Here is a 26525-nt window from a genome sequence, read left to right as displayed (position 1 = left end):
ATATGTTGTTTTCCGCATTACCCTGACTAAATCGGGTAATGACGTGATTGGGTTTGAATGGTAATCCAGCGTAGTTCGGTAAATTCAGCAACAGAGACTTTACTACCAAATCGTCCGTAACCACTCGATTTTGTTCCGCCAAATGGCATTTGAGCTTCATCATGTACGGTTGCGCCGTTAATATGACAAATACCCGAATCAATCTGTTTAGCCACTTCTAATGCCTGTGAAATATTTTGGCTAAACACTGCCGAAGACAGACCAAACTCGCTGTCATTTGCCAGTGCTACGCCTTCTTCAATGCTTGAAAAACGTTGAACTGTGCATACTGGTCCAAATGATTCTTCGCGGTAAAGCAGCATGTCAGGTTTAATATTGAGCACGAGTGTTGGTTGCATGGTGGTATCTTCAATATGAATACCTAAAGGTAAATCGGCACCTTTGTTTTGAGCATCTTCCAGCAAATGCTGAATACGGTTTGCAGCACGGCGACTTTCCAAAACACCCAGTACATTGTCTTTTGAAGTTGGATTACCTGCCTGAATAGAGCGGGTTTTCTCAATCAGCTTTTCAATAAACTGGTCGGCAATTTTGTCTTGAACCAAAACACGTTCGGTCGACATACAAATTTGCCCCTGATTAAAGAATGCTCCAAAAGCAACTGCATTTACGGCTTCATTAATGTCAGCTTCATTTAAAACTACGACAGGGGCTTTACCACCCAATTCAAGTAAAACAGGTTTTAAATACTTAGCAGCAGTCTCGGCAATAATTTTTCCGACTTTGGTTGAACCCGTAAAATTAATACGCTTCACAGCTGGATGAGACACTAAACGTTCCACGATTTGTGGTGCATCTTCGGCGGCATGTGTAATCACATTTACCACACCTTCACCTAAACCTGCTTCATGTAACACTTCACCAATTAAACGATGTGTTGCTGGACAAGCTTCAGAGGCTTTTAACACCACTGTGTTACCACAAGCCAAAGGCATAGCAAGCGCACGTGTTGCCAAAATGACAGGGGCGTTCCAAGGTGCAATGCCAACAATCACACCACAAGGAACTCGCACACCCATTGCAAGATTGCCCGGTACATCTGACGGAATTAAGTTTCCGTCAATTTGTGTAGTCATGGCTGCGGCTTCACGTAACATGTTTGCAGCAAGGTGAACGTTAAACCCATACCATGTTGCAGTTGAACCTGTTTCTTGCATTCCAGTTTGAATGAATTGCTCGGTCTTTTGGTCCATTAAATCGGCTGCTTTTAATAAGCGTAAACGACGTTCGGTAGGCGAGAGCTTCGACCATAATTTAAAAGCTTGCTGTGCCGAATCGATTGCACGATCAACATCTTCCAACGTTGCTGCAGCAGCTTTACTTGCCACCGATCCATCAATAGGACTGATACGCTCAAAAGTTGCCTGATTTGATGCATCAACAGATTGACCGTGAATAAGTAACTGTACATTTTGCATGGGTTGTGTCCTTACTTTGCCATTAGAGAATCAAAAGTTAACCAGTACGTTTATAGCTCTGTAAACCCGGTTTAATTGATTTTTCATCTAAAAATTGTTTCAAACCTTCTTGGCGACCATTTTCCTTATCGCGGTGGATACATTGATCGAGTTTGGCATATAAGTAGTCTTCGTTTTGATCCCAGGTGAGTTCACGACAACGCTTAAATCCATTTTTAGCTGTACGAAGAACCACAGGGTTTTTCTCAAGTAGACAGTTTGCAAGCTCAGTCACTTCTGCTTTTAATTGTTCAAGCGGTACACTTTTATTTACAAGGCCCATCGTTTCAGCTTCTTTACCACTAAAGGTTTTACCCGTCATGATGTAATACAAAGATGCTCGATGACCTACGGTATCAGCCATTGCTTTGCTTACAAGGTTGCCCGGTGGGATACCCCAGTTAATTTCAGATAAACCGAAAGTTGCTTCATCTGCTGCAATTGCGAGATCACAAGCTACTAAAGGTGAGAAACCGCCTCCAAAGCACCAGCCGTTGACCATAGCAATGGTTGGTTTTGAATACATACGAAGAAGTTGCCACTGCCAGCGACATGAGTCACGGCGAATACGTTCTTGGAAAATTTCAGGCTGAGTGTCGACTTCACGGAAATATTCTTTCAAATCCATACCCGCTGTCCAAGAGTCACCAGCACCCGTCAAAACTAAAACACGCGCATCTTGATCAAGCTCAAGCGTTTCGAGCACATCAATCATTTCGCGATTGAGTGTTGGACTCATGGCATTTTTCTTTTCCGGACGGTTTAGGGTGACCCATGCAATTCCATCTTCAACTTTAACATCTACTGTTTCCCAGCGGTTTTCATAACTCATCTTCATACTCCTTGAATGATTTTTAGCTGTTATGGGATTTAATCTAATATCAGTTAAACTTACATTCAAGTCTTTTTTATAAAATTTCATAAATATTTTTTAATTCATTGTATTTTAAATATTAATTATTATTTAAATTAATTTAACATAAAAATATGTTGATTTTTTAGTAAGTTTAACTGATATTTTTGGTGTGTTAAACAATAATACACAAAAGGCTAAATGGAACGACTAGTCAATAAAGGACAACACAATGGAAAAAATATTAGGACAGCCTTCAAGGGCAAAAATCACGTTGCTACTGTGCTTTGCCATAGCAATTTTTGAAGGTTTTGATCTTCAATCAATGGGGGTAGCCGCTCCACGAATGCGGGCTGAGTTTATGTTAGACAATGCCCAGATGGCATGGGCATTTAGTGCTGCAATTTTAGGAACACTACCAGGTGCCATATTAGGCGGCAGATTTGCCGATATTGTTGGGCGTAAGAAAATTCTGATTTTTAGTATTTTACTTTTTGGAATTATGTCTTTGCTAACGGCTTATGCTGCTAACTTCAGTTTGCTGTTACTCATTCGTTTTTGTACAGGTTTAGGAATGGGTGGAGCACTCCCGATGATGATTACACTTGCCTCTGAAGCTGTACCTGACCAGCACAAAGGCACCGCAGTGAGTATTATGTATAGCGGCATTCCTTTTGGCGGATTACTCACTTCTGTGGTTGCTATGTCGTTGGCAGGCGATGCAGAGTGGCGTCATATTTTCTATATTGGTGGGATTGCGCCTATTTTACTCATTCCACTGATTATGCGCTTTTTACCTGAGTCAAATGACTATTTACAACGTAAAGTTCAAGCGCAAAAAACGACACCATTTTTGGAAGTTTTATTTGCGAAAGAACGTCGTATGTCGACGATTCAGCTTTGGATAAGTTTTTTCTGTACGCTGGTGGTGCTGTACTTCTTGTTGAACTGGTTGCCATTGCTGATGGGTGCCCAAGGTCTATCAAAACTTCAGGCAAACTATGTGCAGATGGGTTACAACGTTGGCGGAATTTTAGGCTCGGTTCTGATGGGCGTATTGCTTGATAAATTACGTATGAGCTTTGTAATTAAACTAATTTATCTAGGTATTTTATTTTCGCTTTGTTGTTTAGCAATTTCTCCGACCGTGGCTTTACTTGCACTTTCGGCAGTGGGTTGTGGTTTATTTATTGTGGGCGGACAATCGGCATTGTACGGTCTGGCGGCCATGTATTATCCAACCGAAATGCGTGGAACTGGTGTAGGTTCAGCAGTTGCAATTGGCCGTATTGGTTCTTTTGCAGGGCCTTTAATGGCAGGATTTTTACTCTCGCTTGGACAAAGCTCGACCATTGTAATTGGTTCAAGCATTCCAGTGATTTTAATTGCAGCGATCTCTGCATTACTTCTTGTCAAAAAACCTAAACAGCCTGTACATTTAGTACAAAGCTCAGGTGCTCGCTAAGTTTTAACGAAAGTATGGGGGGTAGAGCCTCATACTTTCACTACAGATTTTCTTATGATGATTGAAAGGTTATGGTACGTTCGAATTTAGTTCCAAAAAAAGTAGAAGATGAGCCTAAGTTAAGTTACATGATTGCTCGTGTTGACCGAATTATTAGTAAACATTTAACAGAACATTTAAAAGAGCTTGAAATAACCTTACCGCAATTTACTGCACTTTCTGTTTTAGCTTCAAAAAGTAATGTATCCAATGCTAAGCTCGCTGAGCGTTCTTTTATAAAGCCGCAATCTGCCAACAAAATCTTGCAAGATTTATTAGTCAATGGTTGGATTGAGAAAAAACCAGACCCAACACATGGTCGCCGTATTTTAATTACGCTGACTGAAAGTGGTATTGAAAAGCTAAATAAATGTAATGAAGTGGTTTTAAAAGTCGAAGAAAAAATGCTTGAAGGCATTGATATTAACTTGGCTTATTTAATTCGTAATAACCTCGATATTATGGTGAATAATCTTAAAAACCTTTGATAAAAGGTAGTTTGCAATTTAATTTATTAAACGCAGTAAACATGCTTAAGCACTGATTCACACAGAAAATTTATTTCATTTTACAAATGAACTTGCTAGCATCGAAGTGACGTTTTTGGTGATGTGTGGCAGCGAATGTCTTCAGGACAACAAGTTTTACTAAAACTAAGAAAAATGATTATTTCAGGGGAACTTGAAGGCGGTGTCAGAATTGCCGAGATTCCTACTGCCGAGTTACTTGGTGTTTCAAGGCAGCCTGTTCGTATTGCCTTTCGGTTGCTCGAACAAGAAGGTCTCCTCATTAAAAACCCAACTCGTGGTTATACTGTTCGTGAAATTTCAGAACAACTTGTTCATGATGCGCTTGAAGTGCGTGGTGTGCTCGAAGGGTTGGCTGCGAAAACTTTGGCAGAACAAGGCTTAAGCGAAGAGCAGAAAAAGACGCTGCAACATTGCATTCAAGAAACTGAAAAACTATTTAATGATAAAGACGAGTTTGGCGATGCTGAACTAGAACGTTATCACCATTTTAACGTCATCTTTCATGACACCATTATTGAGGGCGCACAAAACGTTGCCCTCATACAAGCCTTAGCGAAAAACAATCAATTACCAATGGCTTCTGCCCAAGCCATTACCTATGACCAGAACCAAGCTTTGTCAGAATATCGCCGTTTGCACTATGCACATTTGCAGCATTGTTCGATTTTCGATGCGTTGGTACATCGTCAGGCAGGGCGTGCTGAGACTTTAATGCGTGAGCACAGTAGCGTGGTGATTTTGGGTGAAACGCTAAGAAATGTTCTCAGCGCTTAAGGTGAAATGTTCCTTTATTTCTGAATAAAGGAACTCAAGAATTAAAGCTCAATCACAAGATTTTTAGTTTTTGCACGAGAACAGCAGGGCGTAAATTGGTCGTTCAAAGCATGTTCCTCATCGGTCATAAACATATCTCGATGATCAGGAGTGCCTTCTACTACGCGGGTAATACAGGTCCCGCAAATACCTTGTTCACATGAAACTGGGATATCAAAACCATTTGCAATTAATGCCTCAGTAGCAGTTTGCTCTGGTAATACTTCAATTCGACGGCCCGTACCTTTAACTTCAATGGTAAAAGCTTCATCGTTAGATGTATCTACTTTTTGAGCGACAAAATGCTCTTGATGTAACTGTTCGCTGTGCCAGTCAGCTTGTTCGGCTGAGCTCATGACAAACTGCATAAACCCTGTAGGCCCACATACATATAAGTGTCTATTTGGTGAAGCTTGGCCCAAAACCTCTGCCATATTACATTCAGTGTCCGGTTGATCTTGAATATGAAAATGAACTTGGTCACCAAAGTGCTCGGTCAAGTTGCCATAGAAGGCAATCATTTCATGACTACGAACAAAGTAGTGCAATTCGAAAGGTATATTGGCCGACTTAAGTCGATACGCCATCGATAAAATAGGGGTAATACCAATACCACCTGCAAATAAAACTGCCTGTTTTGTCTGAGGGTGAATCTCAAATAAATTACGTGGTTTACCAATCTTTAAATGGTCACCTTCACGATATTCAGTGTGGATGCAACGTGAACCACCGCGTGAATTGGCATCATGTAAAACACCAATGACATAACGATGCTTTTCACTGCAACAATTTGAAAGTGAATATTGGCGGGTGAGACCGTTTTTAAGATGCACATCAATATGTGCACCTGCCTCAAAATTCGGCAGCGCTGTACCATTTGCTGCAACCAATTCAAATGCACGAATAGTCGGGGTGAGCTGATGAATTTTTTGAATAATAACGTCCATGTTCATGCTCCTTTAAATAATCCGAATGTTTGGAAACTTCTGTGTGGACGTTTCAGGAGGTGTTTTATTTTCTTCGGCAAGCAGCCGCTCAATCACCTTACGAGACTGTACACCGCCTGCGTCGATGTTGAGCATGAGTAACTTGCGATGTGGGTTGTTTAAAATATTTTGTTGTTGTTGCTCAAGCATTTCTAAATCTTCAGTAAAGATTTTGCCTTGGCCTTCACGAATTTGATCGGTGAGTTCAGCATTATCTGGCTGGAAGTTACGTGCCATTCCCCAGAAATACCAGTGTGAGGTTTCGGTTTCTGGCGTAATAAAATCGACCACAATTGAGGAAACTTTTTTGTCTTTTGGTGCGTGATAACCACCATGGCCAGCATGCGCGACACCTACTTCAATATGCACATTGCTTGGTGCAAAGAAGTGACAACGTTGCCAACGGTCAACTGGTACATTATCCGCCAAGTGATTACCGCGAAGGGCCATTTGCCAAAATGGGGGTGCGATCACATTTTCCATGTAGCGTTCGGTAATGACATGATCACCATCAACTTTAGTGACTGGTAATGATTCATCAATTTCTTTTTGTCCGATGCTGCTTGAGTGAACATAAGTCTCGTGGGTTAAATCCATCAGGTTATCGACCATCAAGCGATAGTCACATTGAATGTGAAACAGACCTCCGCCATAGCTCCATTCAGGGTGATCTGCCCATTCTAAAGTTGGCAGTTTTGCTTCATCTGCTAAAGCTTTTTCGCCTGGCCATATCCAAATAAAGCCGAACTTTTCAATAACTGCATATGCTTTGTTGCAAGGGAAACCATTTACACGTTGAGCTGGCATTGAGACGGTCTTTCCATCACAGTCCATCACTAGTCCATGATAACCACATACGAGGTTTCCATCTTCGACATAACCCAGTGAAAGTGGGGCACCACGATGCGGACAAAAATCTTCAACGGCTGCAACTTGATTTTCTTTACCACGGTAAAAAACGATTTTTTCACCACAGATGGTGCGACCTAGCGGTTTGTCTTGGATTTCTTCTGGGCGGCAGGCTACATACCAAGCATTTTTAATAAACATTGTGACGACTCCTTATCACTTATTGGATCCAATTTATAATAAATAAAAATATTGGTCAATTGATAAGCAGTATATTTTTTAAAAAATATTGATCTTTATGTGTGGTCATTGTGCATGTGTTTTAATGTTGATGAAGGCTTTTTGTGTTTCTTTTAAATTTTATGGCTGAAATTTTTATTTATCTTAATTTGGATCCATAATGACTGTGGTTAAGCCATTATGGAGAGTGAAAATTTAGAAATTAACAGTGTAGTGAAGCATCATGCGCTGTTCATCTAGACTTTTGCCATGTTTGGTATCGTAATTAATATTTAAGAACAGAAACTTAAGATTTTTAATCCAAGCATTTAGGTCGTATTGAATCAACACATCACTTTCTTGCTCAAAATCATTTTGATTCATGGTTTGAAATGAATCGCCATAAATATATTTATAGGTCACTTTTAGACCCTTGATATAGTCTTTAAAGTCATACGAGGCAACGAAATGATACGACTTTTCATCTGCTTTGGTAAACGCACCTAAGGTCCAGTTCACCATATGGGGGATGGGCATATTGTCGAGTTTTGGAATACCATCTTTGCCAAAGTTTTCTTGGTAGCCAATTCCAGTTGTAAAGTTGCCATGTTTAATGAAATGCATAGCCCCTACAGATGTATTGTCATATTCTCCAAGTTTTGATTTGCCGACATCATCGTGGCGAAACACACGTAATTTTGTAGTGTGCTGCTTTGACCATTGGTAATCAAAGGCAAAGTAACTTTGATTGATGAGATCTGTTAAGTAACCATTATAAAATTTCCAATTATATTGAGGTGTTTTGCCATCCCATTGAAAGAAATAGAGTCCGTCAGATTCATATTTTGAAATGGCAAGTTTGTGGTAGTCCTCCTCATTTTTTGGTGAATAACGGTTAATCAAACCCAGCTCGAAATTTTGTTGCGGTGTCTTATATTTTAATTCCAAGCCTTTATAGTTCACTTGTAATTGATGTGTATCCACTTGTGGAGTAAGTGGTGAATCAGGAGTGATTTCACCTACATTCATGCGAAAGTTTTGATATTCAACTCCAGCACCTAAGCCATATTTAACTTGGTCTTGTGCTTGTTTCTTGGTGTTAGGGTCAAAGGGTATGACCATGTCATTGGTGTGTTGGTCGTTACTTAGGCGATAAGCATATTGGATGCTAGGATTGAGGTGTAGTTGAACCTCATTCAGTTTGGTTGACCAGTCGCCACGATAAATCAAGCCTTGGCTCAAGCTATGAGTATCGGGGCTAGTGCTATTTTTATATTGTCTGTCGAAGTTAAATGTTTTGAGTGTGAGTATATTTTGAAAGTTAACATCTGCTTCACTATGAGCTAAACAGCAGGCAAGGGTTGTCCCTGAGAATAAAATCCCATAAATAAAAATATGCTTCATTTTTAAATCCGTTTAAAAGCGTTTTACTGTTCTAAATCCGACATGGCTGGTGGCAAGGTCGAGTTCCTGTGGATGCCTCGCGGCAGCACGATAACGCGCGCAATAGTTGGTTGCGCATAAATAAGACCCACCTTTAATCGTGTATTGCAAAATCTGTTCGTGACTTTGCCGATATTTCGATGGATCTCCCATATGGTGATCTCGTGGTCCTGTATAGGGTGTTTGCGTCCATTCCCATACATTGCCAATCAAGTCATACAAACCAAAGGGGTTTTTACTAAAACAACCGACAGGGGCAACATCCTTAAAACCATCTTCCTGAATGTTTTTATAAGGAAATTCGCCTTGCCAGAAATTGGCTACAATATGGCCTTCGTGGGTAGGGCCAATATCGGAATTTTGCTGAAAACCTTTGGCTGCATATTCCCACTCAAGCTCAGTCGGTAAGTCATGACCCAGCCAGTTTGCATAAGCGTAGGCATCATTCCATGTCACCATGCGAACAGGTTCATGAGGCGCAGGGTTTTTAGGGTTGTTTAGGCCCCATGGATGTTTCCAATTGGCACCTTTTTCAAATCGCCACCATTGTAGTTCTTCAACTGGATGATCTGGCTGTACAAACATAGCTGCGCCGCCTTGCTTCTCTGCATCGGTGACATAACCCGTTTGTTTAACAAACTCTTGAAATTGAGCGTTGGTGACTTCAGTTGCATCAATTAAAAAAGCGGGAACTGAAGTTGCCTGTAAGTTTAATGGGCGTTCATCTTCATAACCTTGTGTGGTGCCTAAAACAATTTTTCCTTGCGGAAGTTTAACCATGCCTGCTTCTTTATTGTTAGGCCATCCCGAAGGAAGGCCTGAATAGGAAGGACATTTAGCTTTAGTGCCTAGGTCGGGCAAAGGATTTTGTTCTAGTCGAGGTGTAGTTTTTTGGCATGCACAAAGTAAGAGGAAAGATGAAAGCATTATGATTTGTTTCATCTGGTTTTCTCTACTTTTTGTTGTATTGCTCAAAATCCACAACGCCGTTTTCATTGGCATATCTTAAATATTTGTCATTTAAGACTTTGACGATCTCAGGATGGGCTGCATAAACATTATGTTGCTCATTAAAATCTGTTTTTAAATTGTAGAGTTCCCAGCCATGACTCTTAAATTTAGAAGGCGAGTTTTCAACAAGTTTCCATTCATCAGTTTTGGCGTAGCGGCTGCCATGTAATTCTTTGAAGTCATAATAATTAACAGGGCGAATACGGGCTGTATTGTCTTTAAAAGCAGGAATTAGGCTAAAACCAGAGGGTTTAATTTTAGTGCTTGAAGCTGGATAGATTTGATTATTTTGAATACCCGCTAGTTCCATAACGGTTGGGAATATATCTCTGACTGTCGCAAAGTTATTGTTAATTCCACGTTGTTTAGAAATTTGTACAGGCGATTTAACAATAAATGGAACTCGTACTCCGCCTTCTGAAGCGGCTGATTTCCAGTAAGTAAATGGTGTACTGCTGACTTCGGCCCAACGTGGTCCCATGTATAGATATGAGCTAGCGTTACCTATATTTTCATAGCGATTGTCGGCATCACCCATTGGGAAATTATGGTCACCACCTTCAGCGCCGTTATCTGACATAAACACAATCAAAGTGTTGTCATATAAATGATGCTTTTTAAGATATTGAATGACATCACCCACACGGTCGTCTAACTGGGTAACCATGCCCGCATAAACTTCCATTTTACGCGCTTCGTATTTGCGCTCTTGTGATGTCAGTTCATTCCAGCTTTTAGTGCCTAAAGCTTGATTGCCACGTTCGACTGGGTATTCTGCATTTGCAGGAATTAATCCTAGTTGCTTTTGTCTCTCAAAGCGTTGTTTTCGAATTGCATCGTAGCCTTGATCGTATTTACCTTTATATAAGTCTCTGTAATGAGCAGGTGCCTGTATTGGCCAGTGTGGAGCGGTATAGGCTAAGTAAGCAAAAAATGGTTTTTGCGCTTTATTTTTGTCTAAATACTCAAACGCTTTTTGTGTAAAAAAGTCGGTCGAATAGTAGTTATCAGGCAGTGTGACTTTTTGACCATTTTCTGTGTATTGGGTATTACGCGGATAGTTTTTAGGCTGGTCTTTGAAGTGTAAATCGAAGCCATCGAGTAGAGCAAAAGATTGATCAAAACCACGGGCTTTAGGGTTTTGGTCGGGAGCATAGCCTAAGTGCCATTTACCGACCATGAAGGTGTAATAATCTTTTGTCTTTAAAATCTCTGCGAGTGTGTAAGCATTTTGCGTTAAGTGCCCTGAATAGCCATCAATTTTGAGGAGTGCACGCGGGCTATCGGCTCCAACCAATTTTTCTTGTCGTTTTGACGTTTCATACATCGCACCTAAACCTACCAAGTGGTTATCTGCACCTGTCATAAGCTGTGCGCGGGTAGGTGAGCACATTGATGAAGCATGAAAATTAAAAAGCATTTTTCCTTGCTTTAATAGGCTATCAATATGAGGGGTTTTAATTTCGCCGCCATAAGCGCCAATATCTGAAAAGCCAAGATCATCGGCCAAAATAATCATGATATTGGGTGGTTGTTGATTTTTTGGAGGTGCTGCTTGCGTTGTGTAAAACAATTGGCTGGCAAAAAAAAGTCCCAATGTAAGCTGGCTTACTCTTTTGAGTTTCATAACAACAATCCTTTGAAGTTTCTAAATGCATCTTGCATTTCCTAGAAATAAACGGAGCTTTTTTTGACTAAAAAATGCTCTGGAATCGATCATAATAGATTTTTTAATATGGATCCATAAAAATATTAAAGCATTCTAATTTTATGTTTTTAATAATTTTATACTTATATAATTTATGTGTTTATATACTTTCTAATAATCCATTTATAATTTTAGTTGATTTTTTGGATCCAAATATTCAGTATAGAAAAAGAGCAGGATGCTCAAAAAATAAATATTCCTCTAGGTCATTATGGATACGGATGTGCATAACCACCCAATCGCTTATATCAGCAATGTCGTGTGTATGTCTTATCCAAGGGAGATACACAAATGGAAAGAGACGTTCTAAGTGAGATCAATCAAAACAATATGAGCCGCTATCAATGGTTCGTCATTTTGATCTGTATTTGTCTCAATATTATTGATGGCTTTGACGTGATGGTAATGGCATTTACCGCTCCATCCGTGTCAGCAGAATGGTCACTTTCAGGGGCGCAAATTGGCTTATTGCTTAGTTCAGGTCTTTTTGGGATGGCTGCCGGTTCCATTTTTCTTGCACCTTTAGCCGATAAAATCGGTCGCCGTTTACTCATCTTAGTTTGTCTTGTTATTGCAGGTCTGAGTATGTTGGGCTGTGCTTTTGTACAAAGCCACGGCATGTTGGCAGCACTTCGATTTATTACCGGAATTGGGGTGGGAGGCATTCTTGCGAGTAGTAATGTACTGGCAAGTGAGTATGCCAACGCTCGTTGGCGCAGTCTTGCTGTGAGCTTAATGTCTACTGGTTATGGAATTGGTGCGACACTTGGCGGAGTACTATCACTGGCATTGATTGAGCATTTGGGTTGGCGTTCAATCTTTTTAGCAGGTGGCATTACTACCATTGCAATGCTGCTGATCAGCGCATGGTTATTACCTGAATCTTTAGATTACTTACTCGCGAAACGACCAAAACAGGCACTAGAACGAATTAATGCAACTGTAAATCGTATGGGGCTAAACGAATTACCAGTTATGCCGTATTATGAAAAAATCAGCACGCAAAATGGTAGTGAACTGGGCAAGTTGTTTGCTGGACAACTTGGATTTCAAACACTTTGTTTATGGTTTGCATTCTTTTTGGTGATGTTTGGCTTTTACTTTGTGATGAGCTGGACACCAAAAATTCTTATTTCAATGGGGATGTCGCCACACCAAGGTGTAAGTACTGGCATTTTAATTAGTATTGGCGGGATTTTCGGGGCAGCCATTATTGGTTTATTAGCATCACGTATGAAAATTTTCTATGCCTTAAGTCTATTTTTAGGTCTAACCTCGGCATGTGTTTTCCTATTTGTCGCAGTCTCATCTCAAGTCAGTATTGCACTCATGGTTGGGTTATTACTTGGCACACTTATTAATGGCTGTGTAGCAGGTTTATATTCTATTTCACCAACAATTTACGATGCTGAAATTCGTAGTCGTGGCGTGGGCTATGCAATTGGTTTTGGACGAATTGGGGCAATTTTATCGCCAACGGTTGCAGGCATTTTTCTGGATAAAGGTATAGCACCCGCAACACTGTATGCCTATTACGGTGTGGTCTTTATTTTGGCTATTTTCCTGATTTTAAGTTTGGGCAGTGCTTTTTACCGCAGTCAAAAAGAGCAAAACCACTCTCTTAAAACAGCACCTTAATCCATTAAAAATTAAATAGTTGAGATAAAAAATGAAAAAGACACCATTATGGGTGGGGGTATGCTTGTGCCCATTATTTAGTCAAGTCGTGCATGCCGAGTTTATTTCAGACAGTAAAGCTGAGCTGACACTACGTAATTTTTACTTTGACCGAGACTATAAAAAAGACCCATATCCCTATACAGCAGCTAGAGATTGGGCGCAGGGTCTAATTTTTAAAGGACAGTCTGGTTATACTGAAGGTACGGTTGGGTTTGGTGTAGATGTACTGGCAATGGCAGGTTTTAACCTGATGGGAAATCGGGCTGATGACTATGCGCGTAGTGGCTTACTTCCAGTGAATACTGATAACTCACGTGACGATTATTATGGAAAAATAGGCATTACAGGGAAGGCTGAATTTAGAAAAAATGAGCTTTTTGTAGGGGATTTAGTTCCGCAATTACCAACCATATTTTCATCGCCAGCGCGTTTGTTCCCTCAGACTTATCGCGGTATTCGCTTTGTTTCAAATGAAATTCCAAACCTTCAACTCGAAGGGTTTTATGTCGACGAAGTGCGTCAACGTGACTCAATCCGTTATACCGATGTTGGAACAGACAATATCAACCATCGTTTTGACAAAGCGGCAACTACCGATTCTTTTTATACATTAGGTGGAAGCTATCAGTTAAAGGATTACCGTTTACGTGCTTATCATGCTGAACTGAAAGACATTTACCAGCAACAGTTTTTAGGTTTTAACGGCAAACAGCCTTTAAATGACCAGCTTAACTTTTTAAGTGACGTGCGTTTTTTTAATAGTGAAGAAACGGGAAGTAAAAAAATAGGAGAGGTCGATAACCGCCATATTAGTGGCTTATTTGGTTTGAACTATCAAAACCATACAGTTTCTTTGGGCTACATGCAGTCGTTTGGCTCGACTGGTTTGCCATTTTTGTCGGGAACTGAAAGTCCAGTCGTGCTTGATTTTATGAGTTCGGACTATTCAAATAAAGACGAAAAAGTCTATTCGATTCGTTACGAATATGACTTTAAAAATGCGCGGGTAGGTGATGTTTCATTAAACGGACTGCGTTTTATGACTCGCTACGCAAAAGGTGAAGACATTGATTTATTGCAATATGGCGATCAGCGTTTTAAAGAGGAGTCGATGGAACTTGATTTGGGCTATAAAATTCCTGAAGGTAAGTTAAAAGGTTTGGGAATGCGAGCCCGTTTTTCTCACTATCGCAACGATATGCCTACCAATATGACCTTTCATTCGACAAATGAAACACGTTTAAATGTCGATTACACCTTTAAATTTTAATGTTCAATATTTAACTAAATTAAAGACGAGTTAAAACATTGTGAGCAGCAATGTTTTAACTTTAGTTATCAACTGCACAAAATCCCTCTATAATACCGCCAATCTTATTAAAGCCAATTGAGTCGTTCATTAAACACATGGCTTTAATCTCTCATTTTTTTAAGTCAATTTCTTCGCTGTGATTCGGCTTATTTTTCAATATTTAGAATTTTATGTGTCTGTGCTGACACATAAAAATATTTAGGTGCCAGCATGGAAATCAAGGTTAATTATCTCGACAATCTTCGACAGGAAGCTAAGTTCGATGACTTTACGGTAATTGCCGATCAACCAATTCGCTATAAGGGTGACGGTTCGGCACCGGGCCCATTTGACTATTTTTTAGCATCGTCAGCATTGTGTGCAGCGTACTTTGTAAAAGTGTATTGTGCCGCTCGAGATATCCCAACCGATAATATTCGTTTATCGCAAAATAATATTGTTGATCCTGAAAACCGCTATAAGCAAACCTTTAAAATTCAAATTGAATTACCAGCCGATATTTCAGAGAAAGATCGCCAAGGGATTTTACGTTCGATTGACCGTTGTACTGTAAAAAAAGTGATTCAAACGGGTCCTGAATTTATTATTGAAGAAGTTGAAAGCATCGATGCAGATGCACAAGCATTGTTATTGCCAAGCCTAACTTCAGAAAGCCATACTTTTATTCAAGGTAAAGACCTGCCATTAGAAGAAACTATTGCCAATATGTCTGCTATTTTGGCAAATTTGGGCATGAAGATTGAAATCGCATCTTGGCGTAATATTGTCCCGAATGTATGGTCGTTACACATTCGTGATGCACAGTCTCCGATGTGTTTTACCAATGGTAAAGGTGCAACTAAAGAAAGTGCTTTAGCGTCTGCATTAGGCGAGTTCATTGAGCGTTTAAACTGTAACTTCTTCTATAACGACCAGTTCTGGGGTGAAGAAATTGCCAATGCTGAATTTGTGCATTATCCAGATGAAAAATGGTTTAAACCAGGCCCAAATGGTGAATTACCTAAAGAAATCCTAGATGAATACTGTCTTGAGATTTACAACCCAGATGATGAGTTACTTGGCACACATTTATATGACACCAACTCAGGTAACGTAGAGCGCGGCATTTGCTCGTTACCTTTTGTACGCCAGTCTGACGGTGAAGTTGTCTATTTCCCATCAAATTTAATTGAAAACTTGTACTTAAGTAATGGTATGAGTGCAGGCAACACTTTAGAAGAAGCCCAAGTTCAATGCTTGTCAGAAATTTTTGAACGTGCTGTTAAACGTGAAATTTTAGAAGGTGAAATTGCACTTCCGGATGTTCCTGAAGACGTATTAGCAAAATACCCAAGTATTGTTGCTGGTATTAAAGGCTTAGAAGAGCAAGGTTTCCCTGTATTAGTTAAAGATGCATCACTAGGCGGTCAGTTCCCTGTAATGTGTGTAACTTTAATGAACCCGCGTACAGGTGGGGTGTTTGCATCTTTCGGTGCACACCCAAGTTTTGAAGTTGCGTTGGAACGTAGTCTGACCGAATTACTTCAAGGTCGTAGTTTTGAAGGCTTAAATGATTTACCACAACCGACTTTCCAAAGTAATGCGGTCACTGAACCAAACAACTTTGTTGAGCACTTTATTGACTCGAGCGGTTTGGTTTCTTGGCGCTTCTTTAGCTCTAAATCTGACTATGACTTTGTTGAATGGGATTTTTCTGGCGAAGGCGAAGAGTCGAATGCAGAAGAAGCTGCAACATTGTTCGGTATTCTCGAAGAGATGGGCAAAGAAGTATATATGGCAGTGTACGAGCACTTAGGTGCGACTGCTTGCCGTATTTTAGTACCGGATTACTCAGAAATTTATCTCGTTGAAGATTTGATTTGGGACAATACCAATAAGGCACTTTCATTCCGTGAAGATATTTTAAATCTGCATCGTTTGGATGATGAGCAGCTTGAGGCATTGGTTGAGCGCTTAGAAGAATGTGAGCTAGACGATTATACTGAAATTACCACACTTATTGGTATTGAGTTTGATGACAATACAGTTTGGGGCCAGCTCACAATTTTAGAGCTGAAATTGCTGATTTATGTTGCTTTACAACAGTTTGACGAAGCAAAAGAGCTTGTAGAAACTTACTTGCAATACAACACCAACACCGTTGAGCGTGGCTTGTTCTATCAGTGCATGAACGTGGTGCTGGAAGTAATGTTAGATGAAGAACTAGAGCTTGAAGACTACCTGACTAACTTCCGTCGTATGTTTGGTGACACACGAATGGACGCGGTATTAGGTTCTGTCGATGGTAGTGTTCGTTTCTATGGTTTAACACCAACAAGCATGAAACTAGAAGGACTTGATCGCCATTTACGTCTGATCGAGAGCTATAAAAAATTGCATGCAGCTCGTGCTAAAGCCGTAGCGATGTAATTTAAAAAAATGAAAGAAAAAAGCCTATTTTTAAATAGGCTTTTTTTATAAAACAAATTTCTATTTTAGGCAGAAGCTTTAGTGATCTCTAAAGATTCTGTCACTGTTTGATCATCTTGCTGCTCACCCAAAGTATGTTTAGCCGGAATATAAGACATTGCGCGTTCTGCAAGAGCTGTAATGGTGAGACTTGGGTTAACGCCTAAATTGGCACCTAACATTGAACCATCTACAACGTATAAGTTTTTATAGTTAAAGACACGGTTTTGTCCATCTACCACGCCACGCTCTGGACTTGAAGCAATTGCGCAACCACCCATACAGTGGGCTGTAAAAGGTACGTTAAACAAAATTTCGGTAATGGTCGTCATTGGGTGACCGTTAAACATTTTTGCGACTTTTTCGGTAAATGCATTGGCCTGCGGAATATACACGGGTAGCTTTTTACCTTCGCTCGATAACACCTTACCAAAAGGCCAGAACCAATTACGTTTCAAGCGCATGTTGATGGAGGCATCTGCTGTTTGCATCACCAAGAAAATTAAAGTCTGACGTGCAAAACTGACAGGATTACTCATGCGAAGGAAAATAAATGGATGGCAAATAAGTGCCCATAACCAAAAGAAAATACGCGTCCAACCCGGTTTGCCTTTAGCCATGTAAGTACACATAAGGCCCATGGCATCTGAGCCAGTTTGATAACGAGTCGCTTCAATGTGGGTGTCATGGTCAATGTAAATACTTGAACCAATGGCAACACCTTTACTCATGTCGACATCTTTACCAAAAAATCGAACCCCTAAAATCGACTCGGCATTGGTACGTACTCGGTTGCCTAAATCATCAGAAATATTTGGCAGAGAACCAGACTGTTTTAAACGGAACAACATCTCTTGCGTACCTAAAGAAGATGCCGAGAAAATCACATTACGAACTCGCCATGTACGACGCTGTTTGTTAAACCATGAGCTTGAACATTCAGTCGTAACTTCATAGCCATCGCTGCCATCGGCTTTACCATTGAGTGGTTTCACATCAATGACTTTGGTTTCTTCGTAAACCTTGGCACCATTTTTTTCGGCAAAGTACAAATAGTTTTTATCTAAGGTATTTTTTGCGTTGTGTTTGCAGCCTGTCATACAGCCGCCACATGCGGTACAGGTTCCGCGGTCTGGACCTTCGCCGTTAAAGTACGGGTCAGGGTAGGTTTTACCACCTTGTTCACCTTCGGGTGGAAAGAAAGTTGCAACGCGCGTCGGCTTAAACGTATGCCCAACACCAACTGCATCGCCCATTTTTTTAAGCATGTGGTCTGCAGGACCGAAAATTTTATTATCAGTCACCCCAAGCATACGTTCCGCTTCAGCATAGTGCTGTGGCATTTCATTTTTCCAGTCCGCAGCATCCGCCCATGTGCCTTCATCCCAAATATGTTCAGGTGGAACCAGTAGGGTATTGGCATAGGTAATTGAGCCACCACCTACGGCGTTCCCGCAAATAATGGTGACATGGCGAAAAAAACGCATGTTGAAATAACCGAAAAGTTTCATGCCCGGGCGCCAAATCCAGCGGCGGGTATTCCAGTTATTTTTAGCAAAATCTTTAGCTTCCCAGCGTCGCCCCATTTCCATTACAGCAACAGAGTAGCCCTTTTCGGTTAGACGGCAAGCGGAAACACTACCACCAAAGCCTGAACCAATAATGAGGTAATCATAGTCATAATTGTTTGTTGTCATGCCGAGGACTCCTCTCTGGCGATATTTTTATATTGACTGTGTATGTTTATCAATGAATTGCCCAATGCGCTCAATCGAGTCATTAGATTCATTTAGTATACCCGCGTGGAATTGAAAAACATGTCCGACTCGGTCATAAACCTTCAAATTCGTCGGAATACCATACTTTTCGGTTTGTTTAGCGAGCCGTTTTGCATCGTCTAATAAGACTTCTTCGGTACCGACATGAATCAAAATAGGCGGTAATCCAGTTAAGTCAGCATAGAGTGGGGAACAGGTTGGATCAGTTACCGATTTTTGTCCGCAATAGTTTTTTGCACACCAAGTTAACCAATCTTCTGACAACATCGCATCTTGAGCAGCATGAGTTTTCATCGTGCTTCCAGAGAGGCTTAAGTCAACCCAAGGTGAAAGTAAAACTAATGCTGCTGGTAATGGTAACCCTGCGTCCCGTATCGCAATTGCAGTACTTAAACTCAGTCCGCCGCCAGCAGAATCACCCGCAATTACGAGTTTTTCCGGGTCTTTTCCTTGGGCAAGTAGAGCTTTATAGACAGCAACGACATCTTCAATAGCCGCAGGGCTTGGGTGCTCTGGGGCTAGGCGATATTCAGGTAACCAGACTTGTGCTTGAGCTGCATGTCCAATTTGAGCAGCAAGCTTAGTGTGACTTTTTGAGCTACCCACCACATAGCCTCCGCCATGTAAATACAAGATGCCGAGTCCTGATTGAGTCGTTTTGGGCTGAATATGGACTGTCGGTACTTGAGCAATTGTTTGCTTTTTTGTTTGATAGCCACGTGGCCCAAGCACAATTGCACTGGCTGCATCGCTACAAAAACGTTGTAGCTTTAGTGGGATTTTAGGGGATAAAGCTGGACGTAGCGTGGTACGAATAGTCCATGCAAGAAGCTGCTTCATAATAAGGACTCATACTAAGCCTAATGTCAGTCAGCATCTCTTAAAATGAAGAGTATGCTGACCACTATTTTTATTTTGCTGATTTGTTGAGTAGGCGAGTTTGCAAGGCAGTCGCAGTTGCAAAAATCTTTTGGTAACCCTGCGGAAGAATACGTTGAATCACATCAACCGCTTTCGCATCGGCTCCGATCAGTAAGCGGCGACGGTCTTTACGAACAGCTTCTAAAATTTGTTGAGCGGCATCGTCAGCAGGGGTGCGAAGTAATTTATCGAAAGCATCCTGACTTTTTAGAGGGTCCATTCCTAAAGACTGGACACTATTATTCATGCGGGCAGCTTTGGCAATATTGGTACGAATTCCACCCGGATGCACACAAGTCGCGCTCACACCAGCATTTTGCATATCAAGTTCTTGACGTAGAGACTCTGTAAAGCCACGTACGGCAAATTTACTGGCGTTATAAGCACTTTGTGTTGGTTGAGCTGTTAAGCCAAACATACTAGAAATATTAATAATATGCCCATCACCACTTTGCTTTAAGTAAGGCAAAAACTCTTTGGTGCCATAAATCACGCCCCAAAAATTAATACCAATCAGCCATTCAAGATCTTCATAGCTCACACCTTCAGCCGTACTCCCTATTGCGACACCAGCATTATTAAAAATCAGGTTAACTTGGCCATGCTCATCTACCACTGCCTTTGTCCAAGTTGCAACCTCATCACGTTTAGCCACATCAACTTTTTGAGTGGTGACGTTGACAGAATAGGGTGCTAATAGCTCGACTGTTTTGGCTAACCCGGCTTCACTAATATCAGAAAGTGCCAGATGGCAACCTTGTTTTGCGAGTGCTATAGCAAGTGCTTGTCCAATACCAGAGCCAGCACCTGTCACAGCTGCGACTTTATTTTTAAAAGACTTCATAAAATTCTCCGTTTATTTTTCTCATTTCCTATGGTGAAGCTTGTTTAAGAAATAGCCGACACCTGAGTATAGTTTTCAACATCGAAGCGACGAGTCCGCTGTCGATATTCAAGAGTAAAACCTGGCCAGTTATTGGTATTTTTGCCATCAGCAGTTTGATACCAACTGGTACAACCTTGTGCCCAGACCGTTTTTTTCATTTTTTCTTGAATGCTTTGATTAAACTCATGTTGAACCTCTGCACGAACATTGGTGAACAGAAGTTTGTTTTGTAGGTTTGTTTGAATGGCATCTAAAATATAATTTACTTGGCTTTCAATCATATACACAATTGAGTTGTGCCCAAGATTGGTATTTGGACCATAGAGCATAAAGAAGTTTGGAAAGCCGCTTACAGTTAAACCGAGATAAGCTTCTGCACCATCTTTCCAAGTATCTTTTAAGGTGCGACCATTAAGACCTTTGATCTGCATGGGTGCCATAAATTCTGTTGCGGCAAAGCCCGTACCATAAATAATGGTGTCTACTTCACGCAGATTTCCTTCCGTATCTAAAATGCCGTTTTCGGTAATTTCTTGAATGCCATTATTAATCACATCGACATGAGGCTGAGTCAGCGTTTCATACCAATGGTTAGAAATTAAAATACGTTTACAGCCAATTGGGTAATCCGGCATTAAGCGATGGCGCAACTTTCCATCTTTAACGACTTTACGAATGTGGCGCTGGAATAAATATTCCACCAAAGGCATTTCATTGAGTGAAGTTGTAAAAGCAAGTAGGCGAATTTCATGATGACCATATTGCAAAGCACGGTCTAGACTTTGCAAAATCGGCAGTTTACGGAAAGCTTTTTTCTCTAAAGGTTGGTAAACCCGATCTGGTTTAGGAATAACATACGGTGCCGAGCGTTGATAAATGTCTAGATGTGCTACCTGTTTGGCAATTTCAGGTACGAACTGAATTGCGCTTGCACCTGTACCAATCACTGCAACACGTTTGCCAGTTAAGTCATACTCATGATCCCAACGCGCTGAGTGAAATGCCTTACCTTTAAAGTTTTCAATCCCTTTAAGTTTTGGATAAGCAGGGCGGTTGAGTTGCCCTACCGCGCCCACTAAGAATTCAGCTTCAAACTGTTCGCCAGTCATGCTTTGAATGTGCCATACACCTTGTAGGGCATCAAATTCGGCACTGGCTATTTCAGTATTAAATTGAACATGTGGACGAATGTCATATTTTTCCGCACAATGGCGTAAATATTGATAAATCTCTTGAGAGGTTCCGTAGCGATTTTTCCAGCCAAGTTCTTGCTCAAAAGAAAAAGAATACAGATGAGAAGGCACATCACATGCAGCGCCCGGATACGTATTGTCACGCCAGACACCGCCGACATCGGCAGCTTTTTCAAAGAGAGTAAATTGTTCAAAACCTGCTTGTTTGAGACGAATGGCAAGTCCTAGGCCACCAAAGCCAGTGCCAATAATGGCGATGCGTACATTTTTATTTGAATTAGTAGACGAATTAAACATGGCTGCTCTAAATCCTTAAAAACAGTGAGCGAAAAATCGCAATTTCCTGTATGCAGAATAGACGTTTATTAACTTGATTTAGAGGATGGATGAGGACAAAATATTGTGATTCGAGGACATTCTGAGCAATACAGTGAAGTATACATGGGCTTTTGAACGCAGTGTACATAGTGTTCGGTTAATGGCTGATTTTGCGGTGGAATCAGGCATTTCTTATCAGACGATTTTAAAAGGCACTGGGCTTAGCCAACAACAATTACTCGACCCAAATATGGTGGTGACAGGCCATCAGGAATTACAGCTCATTCAAAACTTGGTTGAGCAACTAGGAGACAGACCGACACTAGGCTTAGAAGTAGGCACACGCTATCATTTCACCACATTTGGGCCATTAGGTATGGCTCTGATGAGTAGTGCTAGCATTCGTGAAGCACTAGATTTGGCTTTAACCTATTTTACTTTAACTTTTGCTTTTACCCGCTTTGATGTGTTGGATACACCGCAAGGAATCCGTATCGAAATTGATGAGCAAGATATTCCATCTTCAGTACGTCAATTCATTATTGAACGAGATGCCGCTGCGCTCATTACGGTACAGCGAGATTTGGTGCAGGATAACTTTTGCCAGTATTTGGCTTTTTCTTTCCAACTCAAAGGTGATGTTCAGCCTTATCAAGACTTATTTGGCGTAATACCAGCATTTGGCTCAGCTAAAAGTTTTGTAATTCTTGATCCACAAAAAGTCGATCAAAAGCTACTTATGGCAAATGATTTGGTGCTACATACAGCCGAAGAACAGTGCCGTCAAATATTGGAGAAACGCCAATCACAAAATAAATTTACAACTTTGGTGCAACAGCAACTTATGAATGTGAGAGGGGAAATGCCTTCTATGGAAATAGTCGCTGACCGATTGCATTTAAATGTTCGTACTTTACGCCGTCATTTGGCATTAGAGGAAATGACTTTTATTCAGATACGTGAAGAAGTAAGGCAAGTTCTAGCAGAGCAGTATTTGGCATTACCGAAAACTTCGGTTGAACAGATTGCTGAGTGGCTAGGCTATGCAGAACCTGCCAGTTTTATTCATGCTTATAAAAGATGGCATGGGAAAACACCTCATGCCATGCGGTTAAACAACCAATAAAAATATCTTTATTTCTTCAAACGTAGATGCAGTAAGCGTGTTGCAGATGTATGGCGTATATTGTCTACACGATTATAAAAATAACGTTCAGTAATAGCTTCACCAGATAGGTCTTCTACGACTTCAAAACCCATTTTTTCAACGGCCTGATGCAAATCTGAGGGTTTAAATTGGCCTAATAAAGGTTCTTTCAGTAAATGGGTAAACTGTGCAACGCCCATACTTCCAAGTCGCTCAATACCCTTTAATTCCTGAAAATCAGTTGAATAATCGAGTACTAGTTCACTACCGTTTGTAGCAAATTCGGCAATACTTTTTAAAGTTTGCAGGGTTGTTTGCGGGTTTAAATAATGAGTTGTGCCTAACCATGAAAAAAATGCAGGAGCACATGAATTATAGACACTTCTAGTCAGAGCTTCTGAAATAGATTCTTTTTCAAAGTTAATGGCAACAAATTCAATCGTGGAGGGGAGTTTGCCTAGCTTTTTGAGCTTGGCTTGTTTAGTCGCTTGAGTATCTGGATGATCGACTTCAAAAATTTTTAACGTTGGATAATGCTGTGACTCACGTAGTATAAAAGAGTCTAGACCCGCCCCAACCAAAACATATTGCTCAATATTGTGTTGAACTGCCTGATGCAGTAAATCTTCGGCATAACGGGAACGTCCGACCACTTGCCCAGTAAGTAAACCTAAAGTACGATTTAAAACCGAAGAATTCATCACTTTAACAATCAGCGGGTTAGAGAGCAGTTTTTTCCAGCCTTTACTGGTTAGTTCAAAAGCATAAGGATCTGAAAATACAGGGTTCGTCGTATTTTTAAAGTGATTTGCGCGTAAGGCTGCAGCAGCTTCGGCAGTACGGCTTGATTGACCTTCTTTCATCTTTAACCTGTTCTTTTATTTCTTGAAGATTCAATGAAGAAAGCAGTGTATTTTATAAAAAACAAAAATACACTGCTCATTCCTAACAACGGATTTGGTCAAAATTACAAGTTAATGTGTTTTTGACGTTTGATATGTGACTTCATAATCTTTTAAATCTAGATTTTTCAAACGTTGTTTTAGCTTTTTCAATGACCATGGCCATGCAGCAAAGTTGCGACCGTTGGCATCAAGGTAATAACTCTTACATCCGCCGCTATTAAATACCGTTGTTTGTAAGTGCTTTTGCACCAAGTCGTTGTGCTTTTTAATTACATCTGACTTAACGTTTAACTTGCTAATTCCTTTATTTTTAATTTTCAATAAGCCATCTACGATATAGTCGAGTTGTGATTCTGCCAAACCAATAAAAGAGTCATAAACCAGTACGTTAGGCCCTAAAATTAAAAATGCATTTGGTACATTTTCAATGTTGGTTCCTAAGTAAGCTTCTGGTGAAGTGTTTTTCCATAAATCATTTAAACGTTGTCCTTTTTCATTAAACACACGTTTACCGATTGGTGGGTGAGATACTTCAAAGCCTGTACCCCAAATAATCACATCAACTTCGTGGCGTTCACCATTTGCAGCAATAACAGTATTGCCTTCAACTTTTACTAAACCATGAGGAATTAGAGTCGTGTTTGGTGCTTGTAGTGCAGGGTAGTAGTTATTGGCAAATAAAATACGTTTACAGCCAATATCAAAATTAGGCGTTACGTTTTTGCGTAATTCAGGGTCTGTAATTTGAAGTTTAAGTAATTGCTTGCCGAGTACATTGACTGGTTTTAGAGCAAGTGGGTTACGTAAACCAAAGTTAATTGCATTTAGCGTTAGCGCTACACTTTTACGCCAGCTCGCTTGAATAGATGGATATTTTGCAATGACGGATTTACTCAACTCGCCCAAGTCAGTATCTGGTTTTGGCAGCACCCAAGGAGCTGTACGTTGGAACACAAATAGCTCTTTTGCTTTGGGTTGAATTTGTGGCACAAATTGGATGGCAGATGCACCCGTACCAATCACGGCAATACGTTTACCAGTTAAGTCATAATCATGATTCCATTTCGCTGAATGGAACATTTCACCTGTAAATGTTTCTAAGCCTTCAAGACGTGGAATTTGAGCTTCGGTAATTGGACCTGTGGCAAAAATAACGGTTTTAGATAAATATTGGCCAGTAGTGGTATCAAGTACCCATACATGACGTGAGTCATCCCACGCTGCGTTAAGCAACTCGTTGTTAAACTCGATTTTAGATGTAACATTAAATTCGTTACTTACGTCTTCCAAGTAACTTAAGATTTCTGGTTGGCGTGCAAATAAATGGCTCCATTTTGCACTTGGGGCAAACGAGTAAGAATACAGAGCTGAAGGTACATCACAGCCACAACCTGGGTAGGTATTTTCACGCCAAGTACCACCTACACGTCCTGCTTTTTCAATAATTTTGTAGTTGGTATAGCCAACTTGGTCGAGACGAATCGCTGTTGCAATACCTGAAATGCCAGCGCCCACAATAAAAGTATCGAAAATATGCTGAGGTGAATTGACAGCTTTTTTTGCTGATGCATTTGTTTTCATTTGAGCAGTCATATGTGTACTACCTATAAATTTCTTATTTAAATAATTTGTAAGACGTACCAAGGAACTTGGTATACAAGCTTGGAGATGCACGTTTCATGAGCCAGAATAACTTCGCGTCAATTTGAGGAATGGTATACAACTCATCCTGATCAAGACGGTTAAGAGTGAGTTTGGCGACGTCATCACTTGTAGTGAGTGCATAGTTCATAAGTGCATGGTCTGCAAGCTTCGAATAACGACCCGGAATACGACCATTTTTAATGATATTGGTAGGAACCAAAGTCGGGCAGAGTACATTGACTTTAATATTAAACTTACGCAGTTCGGCCGAAAGTGTTTCAGATAGCGCACGTACACCCGCTTTAGTTACGTTATACGCGGTCATTTCTGGAGCAGCAGTGTAAGAAGCCGCCGAAGCCACATTAATAATCGCGCCGTAACCTAACTTTTTGAACTTTGGTACAAAAGCATGACAACCATGAATAACACCCCAAAGGTTAATATTCATGACCCAGTTCCAGTCTTCTAGACTGAGTTCGTCAAACTTGCCACCCAAACCCACTCCTGCATTATTAATGACAAGAGTTACAGGGTGCCCAAGTAAAATTTCAGCAGTTTCAGCTAAATGATTTACTTGTTCTGCATTACCCACATCACAACGCATAGCAAAAGCTTTTGCGCCTTCTTGTTCAAGAAGCTTTACGGTTTCTTCTGCGGCTTCTAAATTAATATCTGCACACACTACGCTACCACCACGTTTTGCCAGTTCAATTGCAAAACTCCGACCAATTCCGCTACCTGCACCCGTCACGACGGCATAAGCTTTTTGGCTTGGTTTAACTCTCTTTTTGCCAAATAAAATCATGATTCATCCCGAAATAGATTTAAGGAAAACCAGCCATTGAGTAGTGACTGGTTAC

General features: G+C 40.6%; 21 protein-coding genes. 7 read left to right on the top strand and 14 right to left on the bottom strand.

The features are described 5' to 3' along the window. Positions 1-26 precede the first annotated feature (26 nt). Positions 27-1478, bottom strand: coding sequence for an aldehyde dehydrogenase (locus ACLCEG_RS05220; RefSeq protein WP_410566384.1), 1452 nt, complete (start codon positions 1476-1478; stop codon positions 27-29). A gap of 37 nt (positions 1479-1515) precedes the next feature. Beyond that, the gene (locus ACLCEG_RS05215; protein ID WP_240060746.1) at positions 1516-2355 is read right to left on the bottom strand and encodes a p-hydroxycinnamoyl CoA hydratase/lyase; all 840 of its coding nucleotides are present in this window, start codon (positions 2353-2355) and stop codon (positions 1516-1518) included. Between the two features lie 247 nt (positions 2356-2602). On the opposite strand from ACLCEG_RS05215, the gene mhpT reads away from it, so the two are divergent. The 3 genes from mhpT (at position 2603) to ACLCEG_RS05200 (ending at position 5178) form a co-directional block, all read left to right on the top strand. Then, on the top strand, positions 2603-3835 hold the full coding sequence (mhpT, locus tag ACLCEG_RS05210; protein ID WP_049065835.1) for a 3-(3-hydroxy-phenyl)propionate transporter MhpT: 1233 nt from the start codon (positions 2603-2605) through the stop codon (positions 3833-3835). A gap of 71 nt (positions 3836-3906) precedes the next feature. Further along, positions 3907-4362 (top strand): MarR family winged helix-turn-helix transcriptional regulator, encoded by a 456-nt coding sequence (locus ACLCEG_RS05205; RefSeq protein ID WP_107973148.1) that lies wholly within the window; start codon positions 3907-3909, stop codon positions 4360-4362. A 123-nt stretch (positions 4363-4485) separates the two neighbouring features. Beyond that, positions 4486-5178 carry a GntR family transcriptional regulator gene (locus ACLCEG_RS05200; RefSeq protein ID WP_410566379.1) on the top strand — a complete coding sequence of 231 codons (693 nt, stop codon included), beginning with the start codon at positions 4486-4488 and terminating at the stop codon, positions 5176-5178. Positions 5179-5219: 41 nt separating this feature from the next. Here the strand turns inward: ACLCEG_RS05200 and ACLCEG_RS05195 are convergent, their stop codons facing one another. The 5 genes from ACLCEG_RS05195 to ACLCEG_RS05175 form a co-directional block, all read right to left on the bottom strand. After that, positions 5220-6164: a PDR/VanB family oxidoreductase gene (locus tag ACLCEG_RS05195; protein ID WP_410566376.1), complete on the bottom strand. Its 945-nt coding sequence runs from the start codon at positions 6162-6164 to the stop codon at positions 5220-5222. A 12-nt stretch (positions 6165-6176) separates the two neighbouring features. Beyond that, the gene (locus ACLCEG_RS05190) at positions 6177-7253 is read right to left on the bottom strand and encodes a Rieske 2Fe-2S domain-containing protein (protein WP_410566373.1); all 1077 of its coding nucleotides are present in this window, start codon (positions 7251-7253) and stop codon (positions 6177-6179) included. A gap of 234 nt (positions 7254-7487) precedes the next feature. Further along, positions 7488-8675, bottom strand: a complete 1188-nt coding sequence (locus ACLCEG_RS05185; protein ID WP_410566370.1) for an OprD family outer membrane porin — start codon at positions 8673-8675, stop codon at positions 7488-7490. A gap of 12 nt (positions 8676-8687) precedes the next feature. Continuing rightward, a complete protein-coding gene (locus tag ACLCEG_RS05180; RefSeq protein ID WP_410566562.1) occupies positions 8688-9641 on the bottom strand; it encodes a formylglycine-generating enzyme family protein in 954 nt (317 codons plus the stop codon). A 25-nt stretch (positions 9642-9666) separates the two neighbouring features. Beyond that, entirely contained in the window at positions 9667-11352 is a 1686-nt protein-coding gene (locus ACLCEG_RS05175) for an arylsulfatase (RefSeq protein WP_410566367.1), read from the bottom strand. Between the two features lie 372 nt (positions 11353-11724). Here ACLCEG_RS05175 and ACLCEG_RS05170 point away from each other — a divergent pair, with 372 nt between their 5' ends. The 3 genes from ACLCEG_RS05170 to ACLCEG_RS05160 all read left to right on the top strand — a co-directional run bounded on the left by ACLCEG_RS05170 (position 11725) and on the right by ACLCEG_RS05160 (position 16834). Continuing rightward, positions 11725-13071, top strand: coding sequence for an MFS transporter (locus ACLCEG_RS05170; protein WP_410566364.1), 1347 nt, complete (start codon positions 11725-11727; stop codon positions 13069-13071). Positions 13072-13102: 31 nt separating this feature from the next. Beyond that, positions 13103-14383: an OprD family outer membrane porin gene (locus tag ACLCEG_RS05165; RefSeq protein ID WP_410566361.1), complete on the top strand. Its 1281-nt coding sequence runs from the start codon at positions 13103-13105 to the stop codon at positions 14381-14383. A 252-nt stretch (positions 14384-14635) separates the two neighbouring features. Next, on the top strand, positions 14636-16834 hold the full coding sequence (locus ACLCEG_RS05160; RefSeq protein ID WP_348884850.1) for an OsmC domain/YcaO domain-containing protein: 2199 nt from the start codon (positions 14636-14638) through the stop codon (positions 16832-16834). Positions 16835-16899: 65 nt separating this feature from the next. Here the strand turns inward: ACLCEG_RS05160 and ACLCEG_RS05155 are convergent, their stop codons facing one another. The 4 genes from ACLCEG_RS05155 to ACLCEG_RS05140 form a co-directional block, all read right to left on the bottom strand. Continuing rightward, positions 16900-18570 carry a GMC family oxidoreductase gene (locus tag ACLCEG_RS05155; RefSeq protein WP_410566357.1) on the bottom strand — a complete coding sequence of 557 codons (1671 nt, stop codon included), beginning with the start codon at positions 18568-18570 and terminating at the stop codon, positions 16900-16902. Positions 18571-18597: 27 nt separating this feature from the next. Continuing rightward, complete coding sequence (locus tag ACLCEG_RS05150; RefSeq protein WP_410566354.1) at positions 18598-19491, bottom strand: alpha/beta hydrolase; 894 nt, start codon at positions 19489-19491, stop codon at positions 18598-18600. Positions 19492-19561: 70 nt separating this feature from the next. Further along, positions 19562-20416, bottom strand: coding sequence for an SDR family NAD(P)-dependent oxidoreductase (locus ACLCEG_RS05145; protein ID WP_410566351.1), 855 nt, complete (start codon positions 20414-20416; stop codon positions 19562-19564). A gap of 44 nt (positions 20417-20460) precedes the next feature. Then, positions 20461-21948 carry a flavin-containing monooxygenase gene (locus ACLCEG_RS05140; RefSeq protein WP_410566348.1) on the bottom strand — a complete coding sequence of 496 codons (1488 nt, stop codon included), beginning with the start codon at positions 21946-21948 and terminating at the stop codon, positions 20461-20463. A 133-nt stretch (positions 21949-22081) separates the two neighbouring features. Here ACLCEG_RS05140 and ACLCEG_RS05135 point away from each other — a divergent pair, with 133 nt between their 5' ends. Next, complete coding sequence (locus ACLCEG_RS05135) at positions 22082-23095, top strand: AraC family transcriptional regulator (RefSeq protein WP_410566345.1); 1014 nt, start codon at positions 22082-22084, stop codon at positions 23093-23095. 8 nt (positions 23096-23103) lie between these two features. Here ACLCEG_RS05135 and ACLCEG_RS05130 read toward each other — a convergent pair whose 3' ends face one another. From ACLCEG_RS05130 to ACLCEG_RS05120, 3 genes are all read right to left on the bottom strand, one after another. Continuing rightward, positions 23104-23979 (bottom strand): class I SAM-dependent methyltransferase, encoded by an 876-nt coding sequence (locus ACLCEG_RS05130; RefSeq protein WP_410566342.1) that lies wholly within the window; start codon positions 23977-23979, stop codon positions 23104-23106. A gap of 111 nt (positions 23980-24090) precedes the next feature. Then, positions 24091-25614 carry a flavin-containing monooxygenase gene (locus ACLCEG_RS05125; RefSeq protein ID WP_410566339.1) on the bottom strand — a complete coding sequence of 508 codons (1524 nt, stop codon included), beginning with the start codon at positions 25612-25614 and terminating at the stop codon, positions 24091-24093. A gap of 22 nt (positions 25615-25636) precedes the next feature. Then, positions 25637-26470 carry an SDR family NAD(P)-dependent oxidoreductase gene (locus ACLCEG_RS05120; protein WP_004702815.1) on the bottom strand — a complete coding sequence of 278 codons (834 nt, stop codon included), beginning with the start codon at positions 26468-26470 and terminating at the stop codon, positions 25637-25639. Between the last annotated feature and the right edge of the window lie 55 nt (positions 26471-26525).

The organism is Acinetobacter sp. H1(2024) (assembly GCF_046557555.1).
Lineage (GTDB): Bacteria > Pseudomonadota > Gammaproteobacteria > Pseudomonadales > Moraxellaceae > Acinetobacter > Acinetobacter seifertii.
This window is presented reverse-complemented; position numbering and strand designations above follow the sequence as displayed.

Coding starts and splice junctions, on each gene's coding strand:
- ACLCEG_RS05220 (WP_410566384.1), bottom strand. CDS start 1,478: ATGCAAAATGTACAGTTACTTATTCACGGTCAATCTGTTGATGCATCA.
- ACLCEG_RS05215 (WP_240060746.1), bottom strand. CDS start 2,355: ATGAAGATGAGTTATGAAAACCGCTGGGAAACAGTAGATGTTAAAGTT.
- mhpT (WP_049065835.1), top strand. CDS start 2,603: ATGGAAAAAATATTAGGACAGCCTTCAAGGGCAAAAATCACGTTGCTA.
- ACLCEG_RS05205 (WP_107973148.1), top strand. CDS start 3,907: ATGGTACGTTCGAATTTAGTTCCAAAAAAAGTAGAAGATGAGCCTAAG.
- ACLCEG_RS05195 (WP_410566376.1), bottom strand. CDS start 6,164: ATGGACGTTATTATTCAAAAAATTCATCAGCTCACCCCGACTATTCGT.
- ACLCEG_RS05190 (WP_410566373.1), bottom strand. CDS start 7,253: ATGTTTATTAAAAATGCTTGGTATGTAGCCTGCCGCCCAGAAGAAATC.
- ACLCEG_RS05185 (WP_410566370.1), bottom strand. CDS start 8,675: ATGAAGCATATTTTTATTTATGGGATTTTATTCTCAGGGACAACCCTT.
- ACLCEG_RS05180 (WP_410566562.1), bottom strand. CDS start 9,641: ATGCTTTCATCTTTCCTCTTACTTTGTGCATGCCAAAAAACTACACCT.
- ACLCEG_RS05175 (WP_410566367.1), bottom strand. CDS start 11,352: ATGAAACTCAAAAGAGTAAGCCAGCTTACATTGGGACTTTTTTTTGCC.
- ACLCEG_RS05170 (WP_410566364.1), top strand. CDS start 11,725: ATGGAAAGAGACGTTCTAAGTGAGATCAATCAAAACAATATGAGCCGC.
- ACLCEG_RS05165 (WP_410566361.1), top strand. CDS start 13,103: ATGAAAAAGACACCATTATGGGTGGGGGTATGCTTGTGCCCATTATTT.
- ACLCEG_RS05160 (WP_348884850.1), top strand. CDS start 14,636: ATGGAAATCAAGGTTAATTATCTCGACAATCTTCGACAGGAAGCTAAG.
- ACLCEG_RS05155 (WP_410566357.1), bottom strand. CDS start 18,570: ATGACAACAAACAATTATGACTATGATTACCTCATTATTGGTTCAGGC.
- ACLCEG_RS05150 (WP_410566354.1), bottom strand. CDS start 19,491: ATGAAGCAGCTTCTTGCATGGACTATTCGTACCACGCTACGTCCAGCT.
- ACLCEG_RS05145 (WP_410566351.1), bottom strand. CDS start 20,416: ATGAAGTCTTTTAAAAATAAAGTCGCAGCTGTGACAGGTGCTGGCTCT.
- ACLCEG_RS05140 (WP_410566348.1), bottom strand. CDS start 21,948: ATGTTTAATTCGTCTACTAATTCAAATAAAAATGTACGCATCGCCATT.
- ACLCEG_RS05130 (WP_410566342.1), bottom strand. CDS start 23,979: ATGAAAGAAGGTCAATCAAGCCGTACTGCCGAAGCTGCTGCAGCCTTA.
- ACLCEG_RS05125 (WP_410566339.1), bottom strand. CDS start 25,614: ATGACTGCTCAAATGAAAACAAATGCATCAGCAAAAAAAGCTGTCAAT.
- ACLCEG_RS05120 (WP_004702815.1), bottom strand. CDS start 26,470: ATGATTTTATTTGGCAAAAAGAGAGTTAAACCAAGCCAAAAAGCTTAT.